Raw genomic sequence first — 15091 nt, 5'->3', positions numbered from 1 at the left:
AGATGAAACAATATTTAGAATTATGTCAGCGCATTGTTGACCAAGGACAATGGGTTGAAAACAAGCGTACCGGTACACGTTGTTTAACGGTTATAAACGCTGATTTAGAATACGATGTGGCTAATAATCAGTTCCCAATGATCACCACGCGAAAAAGCTATTACAAAGCGGCTATTGCTGAATTATTAGGTTATTTAAGAGGCTATGACAGTGCTGAGCAGTTTCGTAGCATAGGCTGTAAAACTTGGGATGCCAACGCCAATGAAAATAGTGCCTGGCTTAATAATCCTAATCGTAAAGGTGAGGATGATATGGGGCGCGTTTATGGCGTGCAAGGACGAGGCTGGCAACGCCCTGATGGTTCAACACTGGATCAACTTGCAAAGGTCATCAATAATTTAAAAAATGGCATTGATGATCGCGGCGAAATTATTACCTTTTACAACCCAGGTGAGTTTGAGCTTGGCTGCTTGCGCCCATGCATGCATACACATACCTTTTCATTACTAGGTGATACCCTGTATTTAACCTCGTACCAACGAAGTTGTGATGTACCGCTAGGTCTAAACTTTAATCAAATTCAATGTTTTGTTTTATTGGCACTGGTTGCACAAATTACTGGCCACAAAGCAGGTAAGGCATATCATAAAATCACCAATGCCCACATTTACGAAAATCAGCTAGATTTAATGCGAGATGTGCAATTAAAGCGCGAGCCATTTGCTTCTCCTCAATTAAAAATTAACCCAGAGATTAAGTCGCTCGAAGATATAGAAACATGGGTAACACGTGATGATTTTGAGGTGGTTGGTTATCAATGCCACGAGGCTATTCAATACCCATTTTCAGTTTAAAAAATAAGGAGAGCATAATGAAAGCAGTGATCCCCGTAGCCGGCCTTGGAACACGTATGTTACCGGCAACTAAAGCAATTCCAAAAGAAATGCTGCCCGTTGTAGACCGTCCACTCATTCAATACGTTGTTAGCGAAGCGGTTGCCGCTGGTATTAAAGAGATAGTGCTAGTAACGCATTCGAGTAAAAACTCGATTGAAAACCATTTTGATACCAGCTTTGAACTAGAGGCAACGTTAGAGAAACGTGTAAAGCGGCAATTACTTGCCGAAATACAGTCTATTTGCCCTAAAGATGTGACCATTATTCACGTACGTCAAGGTGAAGCAAAAGGCCTAGGCCATGCTATTAACTGTGCCGCCCCTATTATTGGCAATGAACCTTTTGTGGTTATTTTACCCGACGTTATTATTGATGATGTAGAAAGTGACCTAACAAAAGACAACTTAGCTGAAATGATTACTCGCTTTGAGCAAACTAAACACAGTCAAATTATGGTTGAGCCAGTCCCTAAAGATGACGTAGATAAATTTGGTGTTGTGGATTTAGGTGATGTTGAGTTAAACCAAGGTGAAAGCTCACCCATTCAAAGCATGGTAGAAAAACCACCCGTTGACGAGGCACCTTCAAACCTTGCTGTGGTTGGTCGTTACGTGTTGAGTAAAAATATTTGGCCATTACTGGCTAAAACCCCTCAAGGTGCTGGTGATGAAATTCAGCTAACAGATGCAATAGCCATGCTTATGCAAGATGAAAAAGTAGATGCCTACGCAATGAAAGGCCGAAGCCATGATTGTGGCAGTAAAATTGGTTATTTAAAAGCAACCATTGAATTTGCTCTTCGTCGTGATGAATTCGCCGGTGAGCTTAAAACGTTTATTAAAACGTTAATTTAAATAAACTTATCATTATTAGAAGCGCCTATATGGCGCTTTTTTTGATTGTAAAATAGTTTTTTTAGTATTTTAAATTATCACTATTTTTGCAGTTATACAGACATATTTAACATTGTGTTGTAATCTTTATGTTAACCCAAGTTTTTTTGTTGTTAACGTGCTTTATTGATTCAATTGAAAATTGACTTAATTGAGCGGTCTAAACTATTGAAAGAGAAACAATCAATGTGTGAATACAGCAAAAAGTATCACCGATATCTATTAGTCGTATTACTGTTGTTATTAAGTACTGGTTGTACGATATCGCCTGATAAAACATCATTAAATGAACAAGTTAAAGATTCACCTGAATATGTAACTATCACTGCACTTGAGCTTGCTCAACTAAAAGATGCCGCCTTGCAATGGCAGCAAGCACGCTCTGGCATAGAGCGGCTATTAAAGTTAGAACGTGAGCTCACATATTTAGTTGATAACCTGGATATTATTAACAGTAAAGCAATAGCGCAATCTAATCAGGCTGTTAGCAATCGTTATGCTCGCTCAGTAATAAACACAAAGGCGCCGCCAAATCTTAGGTATGGTAATAATTACGCAAGCACCTCAGATAAAGTTGAACGACCAAGGCAAAGGTATAGTAATCGCTACGCAAAATCCTCTAAAGGGGACGTTCTATACAATCAGCGACACAGTAGTCGCTATGCTAGCGTTCCTACAAAAATGATTACAGCCCCTTCAAAAAGCTACAGTAAGCACGCTGTTAGTTTGCCTGCGAAAGCAACGAACTCAATCGTGAAGAAAAAAGTATTCTCTCAAACATCGAAGCTAACAAAAGTGGCAATGGTTGATACCAACAAAAAAGTATTTGCATTGCAGGTTGCGTCACTCGATTCACAAGAGAGTGTTGCTAAAGAATGGAAGCAAATTAACAAAAAAGCAGCGCCTTTGTTTAAGGACAAAATCACGACAAATATTGAAAAAGCAAAGGTTAATAACAAAACCTATTATCGACTAAAATTAGGTGAGTATTTTAACTTTAAAAGTGCAGAGGATGATTGCGAAGTATTTAAATTTTATAAAGTTGACTGTTTTGTGAGTAACTACACTGACGGACCAATTAGGTTATAAAACAGTATTACTTGGCGCTTTTATTGCATAATAGCTTTAGATAGCTAGTCTTTTGTAATGGGTGCCTAAAGTGAAACTTCATTTAATAACATTATTAATACCATTTGCATTAGCTGGTTGCAGCAACCAGCTAATGCCCGTCGACTCACAAAGCGACAAGCTTGTGCGTGAAAAAGATATAAAACCTTACTTAGAGCAATGGGATAACAACAAAGAGCAGATAGCGCGTTTAAGCACCATGGAAGAGGACTTATCATTACTGATTCAAGCTCTTTCTGCACAAACAGATATTGATACCGTACCTGAGCCATTGAAAGAGAAGGTAAAACGTGTTGAATATGGCTCTAAGCAATCTTTACAACTCTCCTCAGAAACTGTCTTAGCCGATAACACTATCAGTATAAACAAAGCAATTTACGGTGTACAAATTGGACGTTATTTAGTTTCTAACGGAGCCAAAAGGCAAGTACAGCGACTAAAAGAGCAATACCCTCAGTTAAACAGTATTTTACAATACCGCATTAATGAGCAACAAAAGGAATCAACAACGTTTTATAGTGTTGTAGCAGGCCCGCTGAAAAATCAACAGCAAGCGGCGCAGTTGTGTTTGTTTTTTTACAAAATAGGTAATAAGTGTACCTTAGCGACATTTTCAGAGGATGTTTAAGGTTTTTTTACGCTTATTTTTTCATCCTGTTATTATAAATCAAAATAAAGTAAATATTTTCTAACTTTTTAGTGATTTTGGCCGATACTTAACATAACCTGACTAACAGGTTTATACTTTATGTCTAAGGGAAAACTATGAACAAAATATTTACTAAAGCAGCGTTAGCTGCATCAATGACTGTTCTTTCTTTCGGTGCGGCTGCAGAAACTGCTTCTTTTCAAGCGGGTGTTACAGTTCAAAACGCATTCACCTTTACGAATGATGCACCACTAGATTTTGGTACAATCAGGGCTTCAGGTGATTTAACGGGGACGGAGACTGCAACATTAGTATTAGCCGCAAACCCTGCTACTGCTCCTACAACGGCTTCTACAGATGCAACCGCAGCTGAAATTGCAATTTTAGTAGCAGGTACACCAGCTTCTTTTTCTGTTTCTGGTGTTTCTCCTTTTGGTACATTGACCATTACAAATCCGACTGAAACTGCGATTGCGCCTGATACAGCACCTGCGGGCACTGCTGCATTTACTTTGGGCACTCCAACGTATTATGTGTTAACCGGTGCGACGCCTAATAGCGCAGCTACAACGACCATTCAGGTTGATTCAAATGGTGAAGCAACTTTTAATTTTGGTGCAACATTAACCACAACAGGGGTTGCTGCAACTAGTGATTATATCGATGGATCATACAGTGGCACGTTTACATTAGAATTAAATTACTAATGGGCAAAGCCTGCTTTATTGTATAAAGCAGGCTACTTTATGAAATTATTTTTACTCATACTAGCAGCTTTCTTAACTACGGATTTATACGCACAAGTTACACCGCTTGAGCAATTGAATTTTGGTAAAATTGTTATCAGTGATAACCAAAGTGTTAGCTCTATGACCTTGTTGCCCAGTAACACAAATACCTTAACCAATAAGATATATTTACTTGAAAAAGGCCATGCAGCCGAATTGTTGCTTGAAGGATACCCTGCACGTATCCAGGTAAACGTGAGTGACTTTGTAAGTGATCAGCCCCTAAATAACATTTTTGGTGGCGCGCCACTGATTTTAAATCAACTCATTTATAATACGACCATTACAACCGATACCACAGGAACTGCTTTATTGAGAGTAGGGGGGCAATTAAGTACCTCGGGTGACGGAAATACTTATAAAGATGGTATCTTTGATACTACAATTGAAGTGACGCTAAATTATTAGACAACTAGAGATGTTGATTAAATGACAATAATAAAAACTTTTTTTATCTTAGTAAGCTTTATCTTAACTAGCTTCCATTCTTATGCAAACTTACTTATCTCGCCAACAAGAATCAATTTTGATGAGCGTCAACGTGTTGCTAAAGTTATTGTTGTTAATAACTCTAATGAAGCAAAAACTTATAGGTTGGAGTGGCAAGACAAAGTTGCACTAGCTGGCGGTGGGTATGCTAATTTAGCGGCTGATCAAGAAAGTTCATCTTCACTTAAAAATATGGTTAGGATCAGCCCATCGCAAGTTAGATTAGCACCAGGAGAAAGGCAGATTGTTAAGCTTGCTATTCGAAAGCCAAAAGGTTTAATAGAACAGGAATACCGTTCTCACTTAGCATTTAAAGCACTCCCTAATGAAACTCAAATCCAGCAACAAAGACTTGGTATTAATTTGAAATTACTATTAAGTTACACTATCCCTGTTATTTTGCGAAAAGGCGCTGAAAAACCTAATGTTAATATTAGCAATTTACAGCTTATACATAGCCCAGAAAAAAAAGCGCTTGAGATTGAAATTAAGCGAGAGGGGGGCTTTAGCTCTTTTGGCAAGTTAGAAGTTTTCTTTAAGCAAAAAGGAACGGATACAGAGAAAAAGATCGCTATGTTAAACGATTTTAGTATTTACCCTGAGCTAAAAACAACAACGGCGACGATACCAATTTTTGCAGATCAAAATATCCCGAAAAATGGTCAAATTCGCGTAATTTATACAGGGCTTAAAGAATATCGCGATACTATTTTTAGTGAAAAGGTTGCGCCAATTAATAATGCAATTATCGGTAACTTGAAATAGGCGATGTATTACTTTAAGCGCTTAAAGTGGTTGTTGATCATTTTTTTATCAATTGATCCATTATTAGCAGCAGAGCCTGACACTCAGGCCATTTTTGCTAGCATAAAAAAAATAGATAAAAAATGGCAGCGATACAACACTGGTCAAGCTGCAAATGAAAGAACAGAGCCTGAGCTTAATGTGCAGCAAGGTGAGGGCATCCCCGAAGGCGAGTTATTATTTTTTTCATCGTTCGTGAAAAAAAATTACCTGGGTGAAATGCTCGGGGTGAAAAGTAAAACCGGTGTATTAATAGATTTATTAAGTTTTTCAGAAAGCCTGGATTTTGCTATCGATATAAATAGCGATGACCTTATTGCTCAAGGCTGGTTTATTCGTGAAGATAATCAGTTTTATCTAGACCTAAATACAAAAACAGTACAAATTAACGGCGCTAGATATTCATTTAACAGCCAACAAGCTTATGCTGAGAACGGCGATATGTTTGTTGATAGTAACTTGTTAGCGCAGTGGTTTTCGTTAGATATTGATATTGAATATTCAGCACTTGAGCTAAATGTAAGCTCCCCCACCAAATTGCCTATAGAATTAAAACGCGAAAGAGAGCAGCGAGAAACTGTAACGAATAGAGAGTCACGTCAAGCAATATTACCTTGGAAGGCCAGTCCATACAGCGCAATTTCATCGCCTCTTGCTGATGTGCAGCTTAGTGCAACTAAGAGTAATACGGATTCAGCGATAGGGTACTCTGTATTAGGATCAAATGACTTGGCCTATTTTAATACTCAGTATTTTTTTGCAGGGCGAAAACAAGATTTACTATCTGATTCAAGATTATCATTTAGCCGTCAAAGTAAAGATGCACGCCTATTAGGTCCTTTAAATGCGACAACGGTTCAATTTGGAGATGTATTAGCAACTCAAGTCGGTAAACGATTTAATGGTAGTTACGCCAGAGGAGTAAAAGTTGATAACAAACCACTTTTTAAACAGGTTAATAGTAATCAAATTAACTTAACGGGTGCCATTCAACCAGGGTGGGATGTTGAGTTATATAGAAATGATGTACTGCTAGCGCAGCAGTTTAGCTTAGCTGATGGGCGCTATTTATTTGAAGACATTGATTTATTATTTGGCGCTAATAATTTTGAGCTGATTTTTTATGGTCCACAAGGACAAGTAGAGCGAAAAACAGAGCAATATTTTATAGATGGTAATAGTTTGTCAGCAGATGAATCGTTTTATGAGTTGTCAATTACTGAGCAAGGTGAGCAGTTATTTAATCAGTCACTTTATTCGACACAAGGCAAAGGTTGGCAGCTAGCGGGTCGTTATGAAACGGGATTAACTGATTATTTATCGGTTTATGCTGGTACATCAATATTAAATAGCAATTCGGGTGATAATGTTAACAATTATGCCTTTGGTTCAAACCTGAGTATATTTGATAAGGTATTACTTAATCTAGATTATGAAAAAAATAATAACGATGAAGATAAGCTAGAGGTCGCAGCTAGAGGTGAATTAGTTGGTCAATCGGTACGTTTAAGCCTGTCTCAAAACAATGAAAAAATAGTTGGTGATACAGATACAGCGAAAACTGAAAGTTATCAACTATACACGGCAGGAAAGTTATTTGATGAATCATTTGGAAGCTTGAGCTATCAAAATACGCTCGCCTATAACAACAGAGAATTTAGTGACTCATATTTAAGTGTTGATAATACCTTATCGTATAATTTAGGTGGTACCGTTGTTAGTAACAATTTAATTTGGCGAAAATTTGATTCTTTAGATGATGCAACAACACTTGGTAGTATGCGTCTTCAACATCGATTTGGTAAAACATACACTCGTTTTAGTGTTGACTACAGCGCAGACTCTGGTTCGACTATACTGGGTTACCAAGCAGAATTAAGCCGTAATTTATCTCAGAATTTGCAATCTGAATTCACACTAAGAAACTCCCGTATAAACGATTTAGTTTCTATGGAGTTGGGTCTAAATTGGCAAAGCGATAGTTTTAGCTTAAATAGCACAATGAGCTACGATGACGATGATAATTGGCGACTAGGTTTATTTAGTCGCTTTAGTATCGGTTTTGATACGAACACTGACGAGTACTTTTTAAGTAAAAGAAGCCTCGTAAATTCAGGGACTTTAATGGTTCGAGTTTTTCTTGATTCAAATAATAACAATATTCAAGATGACGGAGAAAAGGGAATTGAAGGCGTTAAGGTAAAAGGAGTTCAAAATTATCGCCGAGCTGTAACTAACGAAAATGGCTTAGCGATACTTAAAGGTATGCCGGCGAATAGAACAACCGACATAGTGATTGAGCCTGTTAGTATTAGCGAGCCTTTTTTAGTTGCCGCCAACGATGGCTTTTCAATTACACCGCGTGCCGGTTTTGTTGAATATATGGAAATACCGCTTAACAACAGTAGTGAATTAGAGGGAACTGTTTACAAACAAGATGAGCAAGGCAGTAGTGAAGTACAGCCTTTTGCTACCGTAAAATTACTCGACAAACAAGGCAAGCAAGTGGCGCAAACTCAAGCTGCTTATGATGGTTATTATTTGTTTACCGATTTACGCCCTGGCGAATATAAAGCGGTTATAGATGATGAGTTTAAGCAACGTAAGTCCTTAAAAGATACGCAACAAGTAATGGTGAATTTACCAGCGCAAGGTGAAGTAGTAATGGGCGTTGACTTTGAACTGAAAGAAAAAACACAAACGCCAGCGTATATTGCCAATGCGGGTGGGTTTTCATCATTGCCGATTATGAAAGCGTATTATCAATTAATTAAGCGCCATCTAAATGAGCAATTAAAGCGTGATGCTTTTTATATTAAAGACGATAAACAAAAGCGGTATATTTTAGCCGTCGCTTATGCCGAGTCTGCCCAAGGAGAGCTTGAACAAGTATGCGCAGAATTAAAAGTGAAAGGCTTGAACTGCCAAGTCCAAGCGCAACTTATTAGCCACTAATAACAATAAGGTTTAACCATGCAACATGCTAATTTATATAAACGCTATTCAATACTCATCGCCTGTATTGGTGCTCTTTTTATATCTGGATGCAGCAGTCCCAAAACAACAGTAGAGTCGCCTCAGCCTAAACAAGCCAGTGCAAGCCTTTCTGACGAGGAGTTAGCGCAGCTAAAAGCCTCGTCTCAGCAGTGGCAAGCAGCCAAAGCGGGGGTTGAGCGTCTATTAGTGATTGAACAAGACTTAAAGCTATTAATAAGCCAATTAAATGCGGTGGCAAATCAAGACACCGCATCAACAAATACGCCTGTAGTACCAACAGCTAAAGCTTCAGCTGAAACGGTATCACCAAAAGTAGCACAAAAAGCTCAAGTGGCAACGAATGCAGCAGCTGATGAAAAACAAGCCGTTAAAGCGCTGTTTGCCCTCCAAGTTGCAGCCGTTACCGACAAAGACCGACTTAGCCAAAGTTTAAATCAAATAAAAGCCAGCGCATCTTCGTTATTTGAGGGGGAATTTGTGGCGAATGTAGAAACTATCAACGTGAGTGGCATGACTTACTACCGTTTAAAGCTTGGGGCTTATCAGGAACAAGCGAATGCGGCTGCTGATTGCGATAAACTTAAACAGCGCCAAATCAACTGCATTGTGAGTCATTACACCCAGCAGCCTTTAAAATAAATATGTGACAAGGGGATTCGGCATAATAATTGCTTTGTTGTTATTATGTTTTTAGAGGATGGCAACTATGCGCCTTTTGTTACCCTTACTATTATTAAATTTAGCGGGCTGTAGTTTAACACCTCAGCCAAAGCCGAGTATAAGCACTGATGCGCCTAAAGCGGTTATGGCACCTTATACGGTGAACCAGTACGTAAGTAGCTTAAGTGCCCAGCTTAGCCATATTAAAGAGCCTTTTAAAAGCACTGCTTCAATTGCGGTCAGTAGCTTTTATTTAGCAGATGCCCTAGATTCTCACGTTGCTCAAGGGCAGGGGGCAGGGCTTAGCCAGCAGATTCAGGAAAGCTTAATTACCCAGTTCACCCAATTAGGTTATAACACGGTTGAATACCGGCTTGAAAACCAACTTAACTTATCAGCGAGTGCAGACTCAGTACTAAGCCGCAATACTGGCAACTTAAAGCAGCGTCAGATTATTGACTTTGTCATCACCGGTACTTTAACCCGCCAAGAGCATGCTTATATTGTTAATGCACGAATGGTAAATATGCAAACCAACCAAGTTGTATCTGCCGGCAGTACTGAAATTCCCATCAATGTGATGTGGAGCAATGAAAAAATACAGCAGCGCGGTGACTACATTTACCGCAGTGAATATTAATTAGGAGCACACATGAAACGCCTACTATTAACTTTATGTTTGCCACTAGGCTTTGGTTGTTCACAAATGACAAACCATAGTGACACACAAATTACCGACGATGCGCCTATGTTTTTTGAGCAACGCCCTGTAGCCGCACCTACACAAAGCGACTCGCTGTATCAAAATAAAACAGCAGTGATGAATAAAAACAAACAAGTTAACACGCCAACACGCAAAAATATTAATCACTATGTGCGTGGAATTATGCAAGACATGGCCGAAAATTTACAGTACGTAAATACTAAAACGCCATTGGCGGTATCGAGCTTTGTTTTTTTAGACCGTGACTATAACAATGCTGACTTAGTGGGTAACCAAATAGCAGAGAGCTTTATGCATGAGCTGCATAATTTTGGTGTGCCGGTCATTGATTTTAAAACCACCGATTATATGCGCGTAACGCCTGGCGGCGATTTTGTTTTTAGTCGCGACTACTTAGAGCTTAACCAAGAACAAAATTTTAGTTACGTATTAGCCGGCACGCTAGTAAACCACCAAGGTGGCATACTAGTAAACGCACGTATTGTTGGTTTAGCGAGTAAAGCGGTTGTAGGCTCTGCACAGGGCTTTATTCCGCAATCAGTGATCGACGCGTTAAATAGCAGTAACAGTGCTGATGGCATCATGCTAAAACAAGCGAGTAAGTGAGGTTTATCATGGCTAACTTAGCTAAGCGCTCAGCTTTAATTAGCATAAGTGCATTATCATTATTACTTTCAGGCTGTAATTTAATGGGCGAGTCGACCGCGACCGAGCCCGCCAAATCTGAGCCAGAGCAAACAGTGGTAAGTGATCTTGATTTTAACCAGATCATGGCGCAAATGCAGCGCAATGACGAGCAAGAGCAATATGCTGATACAACGCAATTTAATCCAAACAAGCACCACAAAAGCTTAGTTAATTACGTTGAGCAAATGGCACTTGATTTAACCGACACCATGCAAGTAGCCCCTCAAGATGCAGCGATTGCGGTTACGTCGTTCGTTGATTTAGACGCAAGTTTAACTACAGCAAGCCAGTTAGGTAATCAGTTATCAGAAACCTTTATACATCAACTACAAAAGTTTGGTTACAGCGCCGTTGATTTTAAAACAGCCAATTTAATTACCGTAAATAAGCAAGGCGATTTTGCTTTTACACGTAACACTCGCAAACTTGCAGGTACCAGTATAGCCAGCCATGTATTGTCAGGCACCCTTATTTATAGAGAGGACGGCGTAGAAATAAACGCACGCGTTATTGATATTCAAAGCAAACGCTTAGCAGCCAGCAGCCGAACATTTATACCGCTTTACGTATTAAATAAAGAAGATATATATTTATCAAGCAATTAACTTAATTTGATGCTTGATATAAAAAACCAGATGCCGTTATAATTTCCAAACACCTAGTACTTAGCACCCAGCGTGGCCTCTTAGTTAAATGGATATAACGGCCCCCTCCTAAGGGGCAGTTGCAGGTTCGATTCCTGCAGGGGCTACCAATTAAATCAATGGGTTATTTTTTCTCTCTATTCCTATCCCAACTCTATGTAGTATATTTGTAGCAATGTCAGCAATGTCAGCAATGTCAGCAATGTCAGAAAGCCTGTTGGGTGGCGCCTTCGGCTTAACCAACCTACATTTTGACGTAGGTCGGATAAGTGGCGGAGCCACGCCATCCGACAAAAATGATGAATCTACCAGAAACAACTGCTTTACACTGTAAGTTAAACCACTCTATACCGACTATCGGTTGAACATTAGTAACGCTAAGCTAACGGGTAGTGACCGAAAGGAGCGGGTTTAGTGCCTTATATGTGATTACCTATTACGCGCCTAAAAGAGGCAAATGCTTTCGCTGCTGATAGGTTAAAGCTAGCTCTAAGCAGTTCTTGATTTCCGCCTCAGGCAACGAACTCGATAAACTTAATACGATTGCTCTATTACCTTGAAATTCGAGTGTGTCATTGTGCAGCTCTCTAAATGTATCGATTAACTTAGTTTGGCAGTTGAAGAACAAGTAGTATTGGTTTGGCGATTCCAACTTCCAATCAGTTCTAATTGGACTGCCTGTTTTTACACTATAACTATGCTCACCCCATTTCAGTGACTCTTCGACTTCACCTAGCTCCAAATTGGATGCAAGCTTGAGGATTAAAGTTCGTAACTCCTCAAGTCGTAGCCGAACTTTTTCGGGATATTCTTCGAAGCGATTTTTGACTACCTCGTCCATTGAAAGCTCCTATTCAAATAACAACTTTATCAGAGGACACTTGCCCTATTCTAGCGCGAAAACGTCCATATTTTATGAGCTTCTATTATTATTCTTGTAGCTTATCTGAGCGTATAAAAAAGAGGAAAGTTTTTTTCTTTCTTACTAAGTAAATGAAGACTCACCTCAATGTTCGGTGATCGCTCAAAGAAGCCCTCCATTAAATTTTTCATAATAAAAAAGCGAGCTATCAATTAGCCCGCTTTATAAAATACTTTGCCGAACCCCGAACCCCGAACCCCGAACCCCGAACCCCGAACCCCGAACCCCGAACCCCGAACCCCGAACCCCGAACCCCGAACCCCGAGGCTATAAATCAGCCATCACTGGTAATCGTAGCAATCAGCTCACTCAATACTTCTTCGGCTTTGTCAGTGTCTACTTGGCAAGTGCCGGCATTTAAATGGCCGCCGCCGCCGTATTTAAGGCATAACTCGCCAACATTAGTATTTGAGCTGCGATTGGTGATTGATTTACCAATGGCGTACACCACATTTTGCTTTTTAAGCCCCCACATTTTATGAATTGAGATATTACACTCGGGGAACATGGCGTAAATAACGAAGCGGTTAGTAGCGTAAATGGTTTCTTCTTCGGTTAAATTGAGTACCACTAAGTTGTCGTGTACTGATGAGCAGCGGTCTATTTGCTCTTTAGCTTGTGCGTTGTGCTCGTGGTATAACGCAACACGCTCGGCAACATCTTCCATTGCTAGTATTTGTTCTATGCTGTGATCTTTACAGGCGTCAATTAGCTTCATCATTAACTGGTAATTAGAAATTTTGAATTCACGAAAACGACCAAGCCCTGTGCGCGCATCCATAATAAAGTTCATCAGTACCCAATCAGTTGGGTTTAAAATTTCATCTTTTGAAAATTGTGCAGAATCCCCTTTATCGACCGCTTCCATCATGTCAGTTGAAATATTAGGGAATTTCTCTGCACCGCCATAATAATCATAAACAACGCGTGCTGCAGAGGGCGCATCTGGGTCAATAATGTGGTTTTTTATATCGCTTGCGTTACGAACGGTTTCACTCAAGTGATGATCAAATGCAATATGACAACCGGCAACATAGGGGAGGTTAGTGGTAATGTCGTTGCTGGTAATGGCTATTTTACCGTCTTGCATGTCTTTTGGATGCACAAATAAAATATCGTCGATTAAGTCTAAATCTTTAAGTAATACGGCACACACTAGGCCGTCAAAATCGCTTCGAGTGACAAGTCTATATTTATTATTGCTCATTTTCGGTCCATTTTTGTTTGTTTATTAATCTGAGTGTAGCAGTTTAAACTCCATTTTATATACCAGTTTTTAACATAAAAAAAGCCAAAACAATGGTTTTGGCTTTGAGTAGCAAGTGTGTATTAGTGATGTGTTATGCGCCTGGGCCACATTCCATACAATGGTTAAGAATGTCTGGGCCAAATTTTAGTTTAGCGTTTAAATCACGCAGTGCAGTGCGTAGACCTTCTTCAATAACAGGGTGATAAAAAGGCATATCTAGCATTTGCGGTACAGTCATTTTGTTTTGTACAGCCCATGCAAGTAAGTGTGCTATGTGCTCTGCTTGTGGGCCAATAAATTCAGCACCTAAAAATAAGCCGGTACCGTGCTCGGCATACACACGCATGTGCCCTTTGTTTTTTAGCATAACGCGGCTACGGCCTTGGTTTTCAAAGCTGACTTCGCCTATTTCAAAGCAGTCACAGCTTCCTAATCGTTCGCTAATTTCTTTAAAGCTTTCACCAACCATGGCTATTTGTGGGTCGCTAAACACAGCGGCAATTTTAGCTCTACGTAAACCAGCACGCACTTGAGGATAACGGCCTGCGTTTTGCCCTGCGATTGTTCCTTGATCAGATGCTTCGTGAAGCAGTGGGATCATGTTACTGGCATCACCGGCTATAAATATGTGTGAGTCGCCACATTGCATAGTATGGGCATCGGCCGTTGGTACGCCACGTTCATCGAGGTCTATGCCGGTGTTTTCTAACCCTAGTTTATCTGTGTTTGGTACTCGCCCTGTTGCAGCCAGCACGTAGTCAAATTGTTCAGTGTGTTTAATGCCTTGTTTGTTGGTGTAGGTGAGCTCTGCTTTATTACCAACTTTTTTCATGTCGGATACGTTTGAGTCGGTATCAACATAAAATTCTTCTGCAAATACGGTGTTAGCGTAATCTTTAACTACTGGGTCGGTTAATGGACCTATGGCACCACCTACACCAAATAGTTTTACCTTTACACCCAATCTGTGTAACGCTTGGCCAATTTCAAGGCCTATAACACCTGGGCCAAATACGGCTACTGATTCTGGTAAATCATCCCAGTCGAATACATCGTCATTTATAATCAGTCGGTCGCCAAAGTTATTAAATACACCTGGGTAAGAAGGGCGTGAACCCGTTGCTATTACAAAGCGCTTGGCAGTAATAATGGTGTGGTCGTCTATTTGTACGCGGTTGGCATCTAAAAACTGTGCATAGCCGCGAATTTTATCTTCGCTAGGTATTTCATCTACCGCTTCTACTACGAATCCTGCAAATCGATCGCGCTCACTTTTTACTCGTGCCATAACGGCTTTACCGTCAATTACCGGTTTTGAGCTGTGAACACCAAAGGCAGGGGCCATTTCTATTGAATGGGCGGCTTCTGCTGCGGCAATCAATAATTTACTTGGCATGCAACCAACACGTGCGCAGGTTGTACCGTATGGGCCAGATTCAATCATAAGTACGTTTTGAGTAAATTGTTTAGCATTACGATAGGCACTTAAACCAGCGGTACCTGCACCTATAACAACAACGTCGGTTTGCAATTCTTTCATAGTGTTTTTCCTTTAGTAAAC

Annotated in this window: 15 protein-coding genes and 1 tRNA gene; 13 read left to right on the top strand and 3 right to left on the bottom strand. The window is 39.9% G+C overall.

The window, feature by feature from the left end:
* The first annotated feature begins 2 nt into the window (after nucleotides 1-2).
* The 13 genes from KK487_RS11555 to KK487_RS11495 all read left to right on the top strand — a co-directional run bounded on the left by KK487_RS11555 (nucleotide 3) and on the right by KK487_RS11495 (nucleotide 11469).
* Complete coding sequence (locus KK487_RS11555) at nucleotides 3-854, top strand: thymidylate synthase (RefSeq protein WP_010387816.1); 852 nt, start codon at nucleotides 3-5, stop codon at nucleotides 852-854.
* Nucleotides 855-871: 17 nt separating this feature from the next.
* The gene (gene galU / locus KK487_RS11550; RefSeq protein WP_013465615.1) at nucleotides 872-1750 is read left to right on the top strand and encodes a UTP--glucose-1-phosphate uridylyltransferase GalU; all 879 of its coding nucleotides are present in this window, start codon (nucleotides 872-874) and stop codon (nucleotides 1748-1750) included.
* A gap of 225 nt (nucleotides 1751-1975) precedes the next feature.
* Nucleotides 1976-2878 carry an SPOR domain-containing protein gene (locus tag KK487_RS11545; protein ID WP_252190543.1) on the top strand — a complete coding sequence of 301 codons (903 nt, stop codon included), beginning with the start codon at nucleotides 1976-1978 and terminating at the stop codon, nucleotides 2876-2878.
* A 70-nt stretch (nucleotides 2879-2948) separates the two neighbouring features.
* Nucleotides 2949-3545, top strand: a complete 597-nt coding sequence (locus tag KK487_RS11540; RefSeq protein WP_128583136.1) for an SPOR domain-containing protein — start codon at nucleotides 2949-2951, stop codon at nucleotides 3543-3545.
* 137 nt (nucleotides 3546-3682) lie between these two features.
* Complete coding sequence (locus KK487_RS11535; RefSeq protein WP_215521763.1) at nucleotides 3683-4273, top strand: DUF4402 domain-containing protein; 591 nt, start codon at nucleotides 3683-3685, stop codon at nucleotides 4271-4273.
* A gap of 39 nt (nucleotides 4274-4312) precedes the next feature.
* Complete coding sequence (locus KK487_RS11530) at nucleotides 4313-4762, top strand: DUF4402 domain-containing protein (protein ID WP_128583137.1); 450 nt, start codon at nucleotides 4313-4315, stop codon at nucleotides 4760-4762.
* A 21-nt stretch (nucleotides 4763-4783) separates the two neighbouring features.
* Nucleotides 4784-5608, top strand: a complete 825-nt coding sequence (locus tag KK487_RS11525) for a fimbrial biogenesis chaperone (RefSeq protein ID WP_215521762.1) — start codon at nucleotides 4784-4786, stop codon at nucleotides 5606-5608.
* A 33-nt stretch (nucleotides 5609-5641) separates the two neighbouring features.
* Nucleotides 5642-8602, top strand: a complete 2961-nt coding sequence (locus KK487_RS11520; protein WP_252190542.1) for a hypothetical protein — start codon at nucleotides 5642-5644, stop codon at nucleotides 8600-8602.
* A gap of 18 nt (nucleotides 8603-8620) precedes the next feature.
* Nucleotides 8621-9283 carry an SPOR domain-containing protein gene (locus KK487_RS11515; RefSeq protein WP_128583138.1) on the top strand — a complete coding sequence of 221 codons (663 nt, stop codon included), beginning with the start codon at nucleotides 8621-8623 and terminating at the stop codon, nucleotides 9281-9283.
* A gap of 67 nt (nucleotides 9284-9350) precedes the next feature.
* On the top strand, nucleotides 9351-9944 hold the full coding sequence (locus KK487_RS11510) for a FlgO family outer membrane protein (protein WP_013465607.1): 594 nt from the start codon (nucleotides 9351-9353) through the stop codon (nucleotides 9942-9944).
* A gap of 12 nt (nucleotides 9945-9956) precedes the next feature.
* The gene (locus tag KK487_RS11505; RefSeq protein WP_013465606.1) at nucleotides 9957-10634 is read left to right on the top strand and encodes a FlgO family outer membrane protein; all 678 of its coding nucleotides are present in this window, start codon (nucleotides 9957-9959) and stop codon (nucleotides 10632-10634) included.
* Between the two features lie 8 nt (nucleotides 10635-10642).
* Nucleotides 10643-11320 (top strand): FlgO family outer membrane protein, encoded by a 678-nt coding sequence (locus tag KK487_RS11500; protein WP_090495294.1) that lies wholly within the window; start codon nucleotides 10643-10645, stop codon nucleotides 11318-11320.
* A 74-nt stretch (nucleotides 11321-11394) separates the two neighbouring features.
* Nucleotides 11395-11469 (top strand) — tRNA-Arg (locus tag KK487_RS11495).
* A gap of 326 nt (nucleotides 11470-11795) precedes the next feature.
* Here the strand turns inward: KK487_RS11495 and KK487_RS11490 are convergent.
* The 3 genes from KK487_RS11490 to KK487_RS11480 form a co-directional block, all read right to left on the bottom strand.
* Entirely contained in the window at nucleotides 11796-12200 is a 405-nt protein-coding gene (locus KK487_RS11490) for a DUF1801 domain-containing protein (protein WP_128583139.1), read from the bottom strand.
* Nucleotides 12201-12555: 355 nt separating this feature from the next.
* Entirely contained in the window at nucleotides 12556-13488 is a 933-nt protein-coding gene (locus tag KK487_RS11485; RefSeq protein WP_128583553.1) for a DHH family phosphoesterase, read from the bottom strand.
* Between the two features lie 133 nt (nucleotides 13489-13621).
* Entirely contained in the window at nucleotides 13622-15070 is a 1449-nt protein-coding gene (locus tag KK487_RS11480) for a dihydrolipoyl dehydrogenase (RefSeq protein WP_128583554.1), read from the bottom strand.
* Nucleotides 15071-15091: the final 21 nt, after the last annotated feature.

This window comes from Pseudoalteromonas sp. SiA1, assembly GCF_018732205.1.
GTDB classification, from domain to species: Bacteria; Pseudomonadota; Gammaproteobacteria; order Enterobacterales; family Alteromonadaceae; genus Pseudoalteromonas; species Pseudoalteromonas tetraodonis.
The sequence above is the reverse complement of the archived record's forward strand: the minus strand, read 5'-3'. Positions and strand labels throughout refer to the sequence as shown.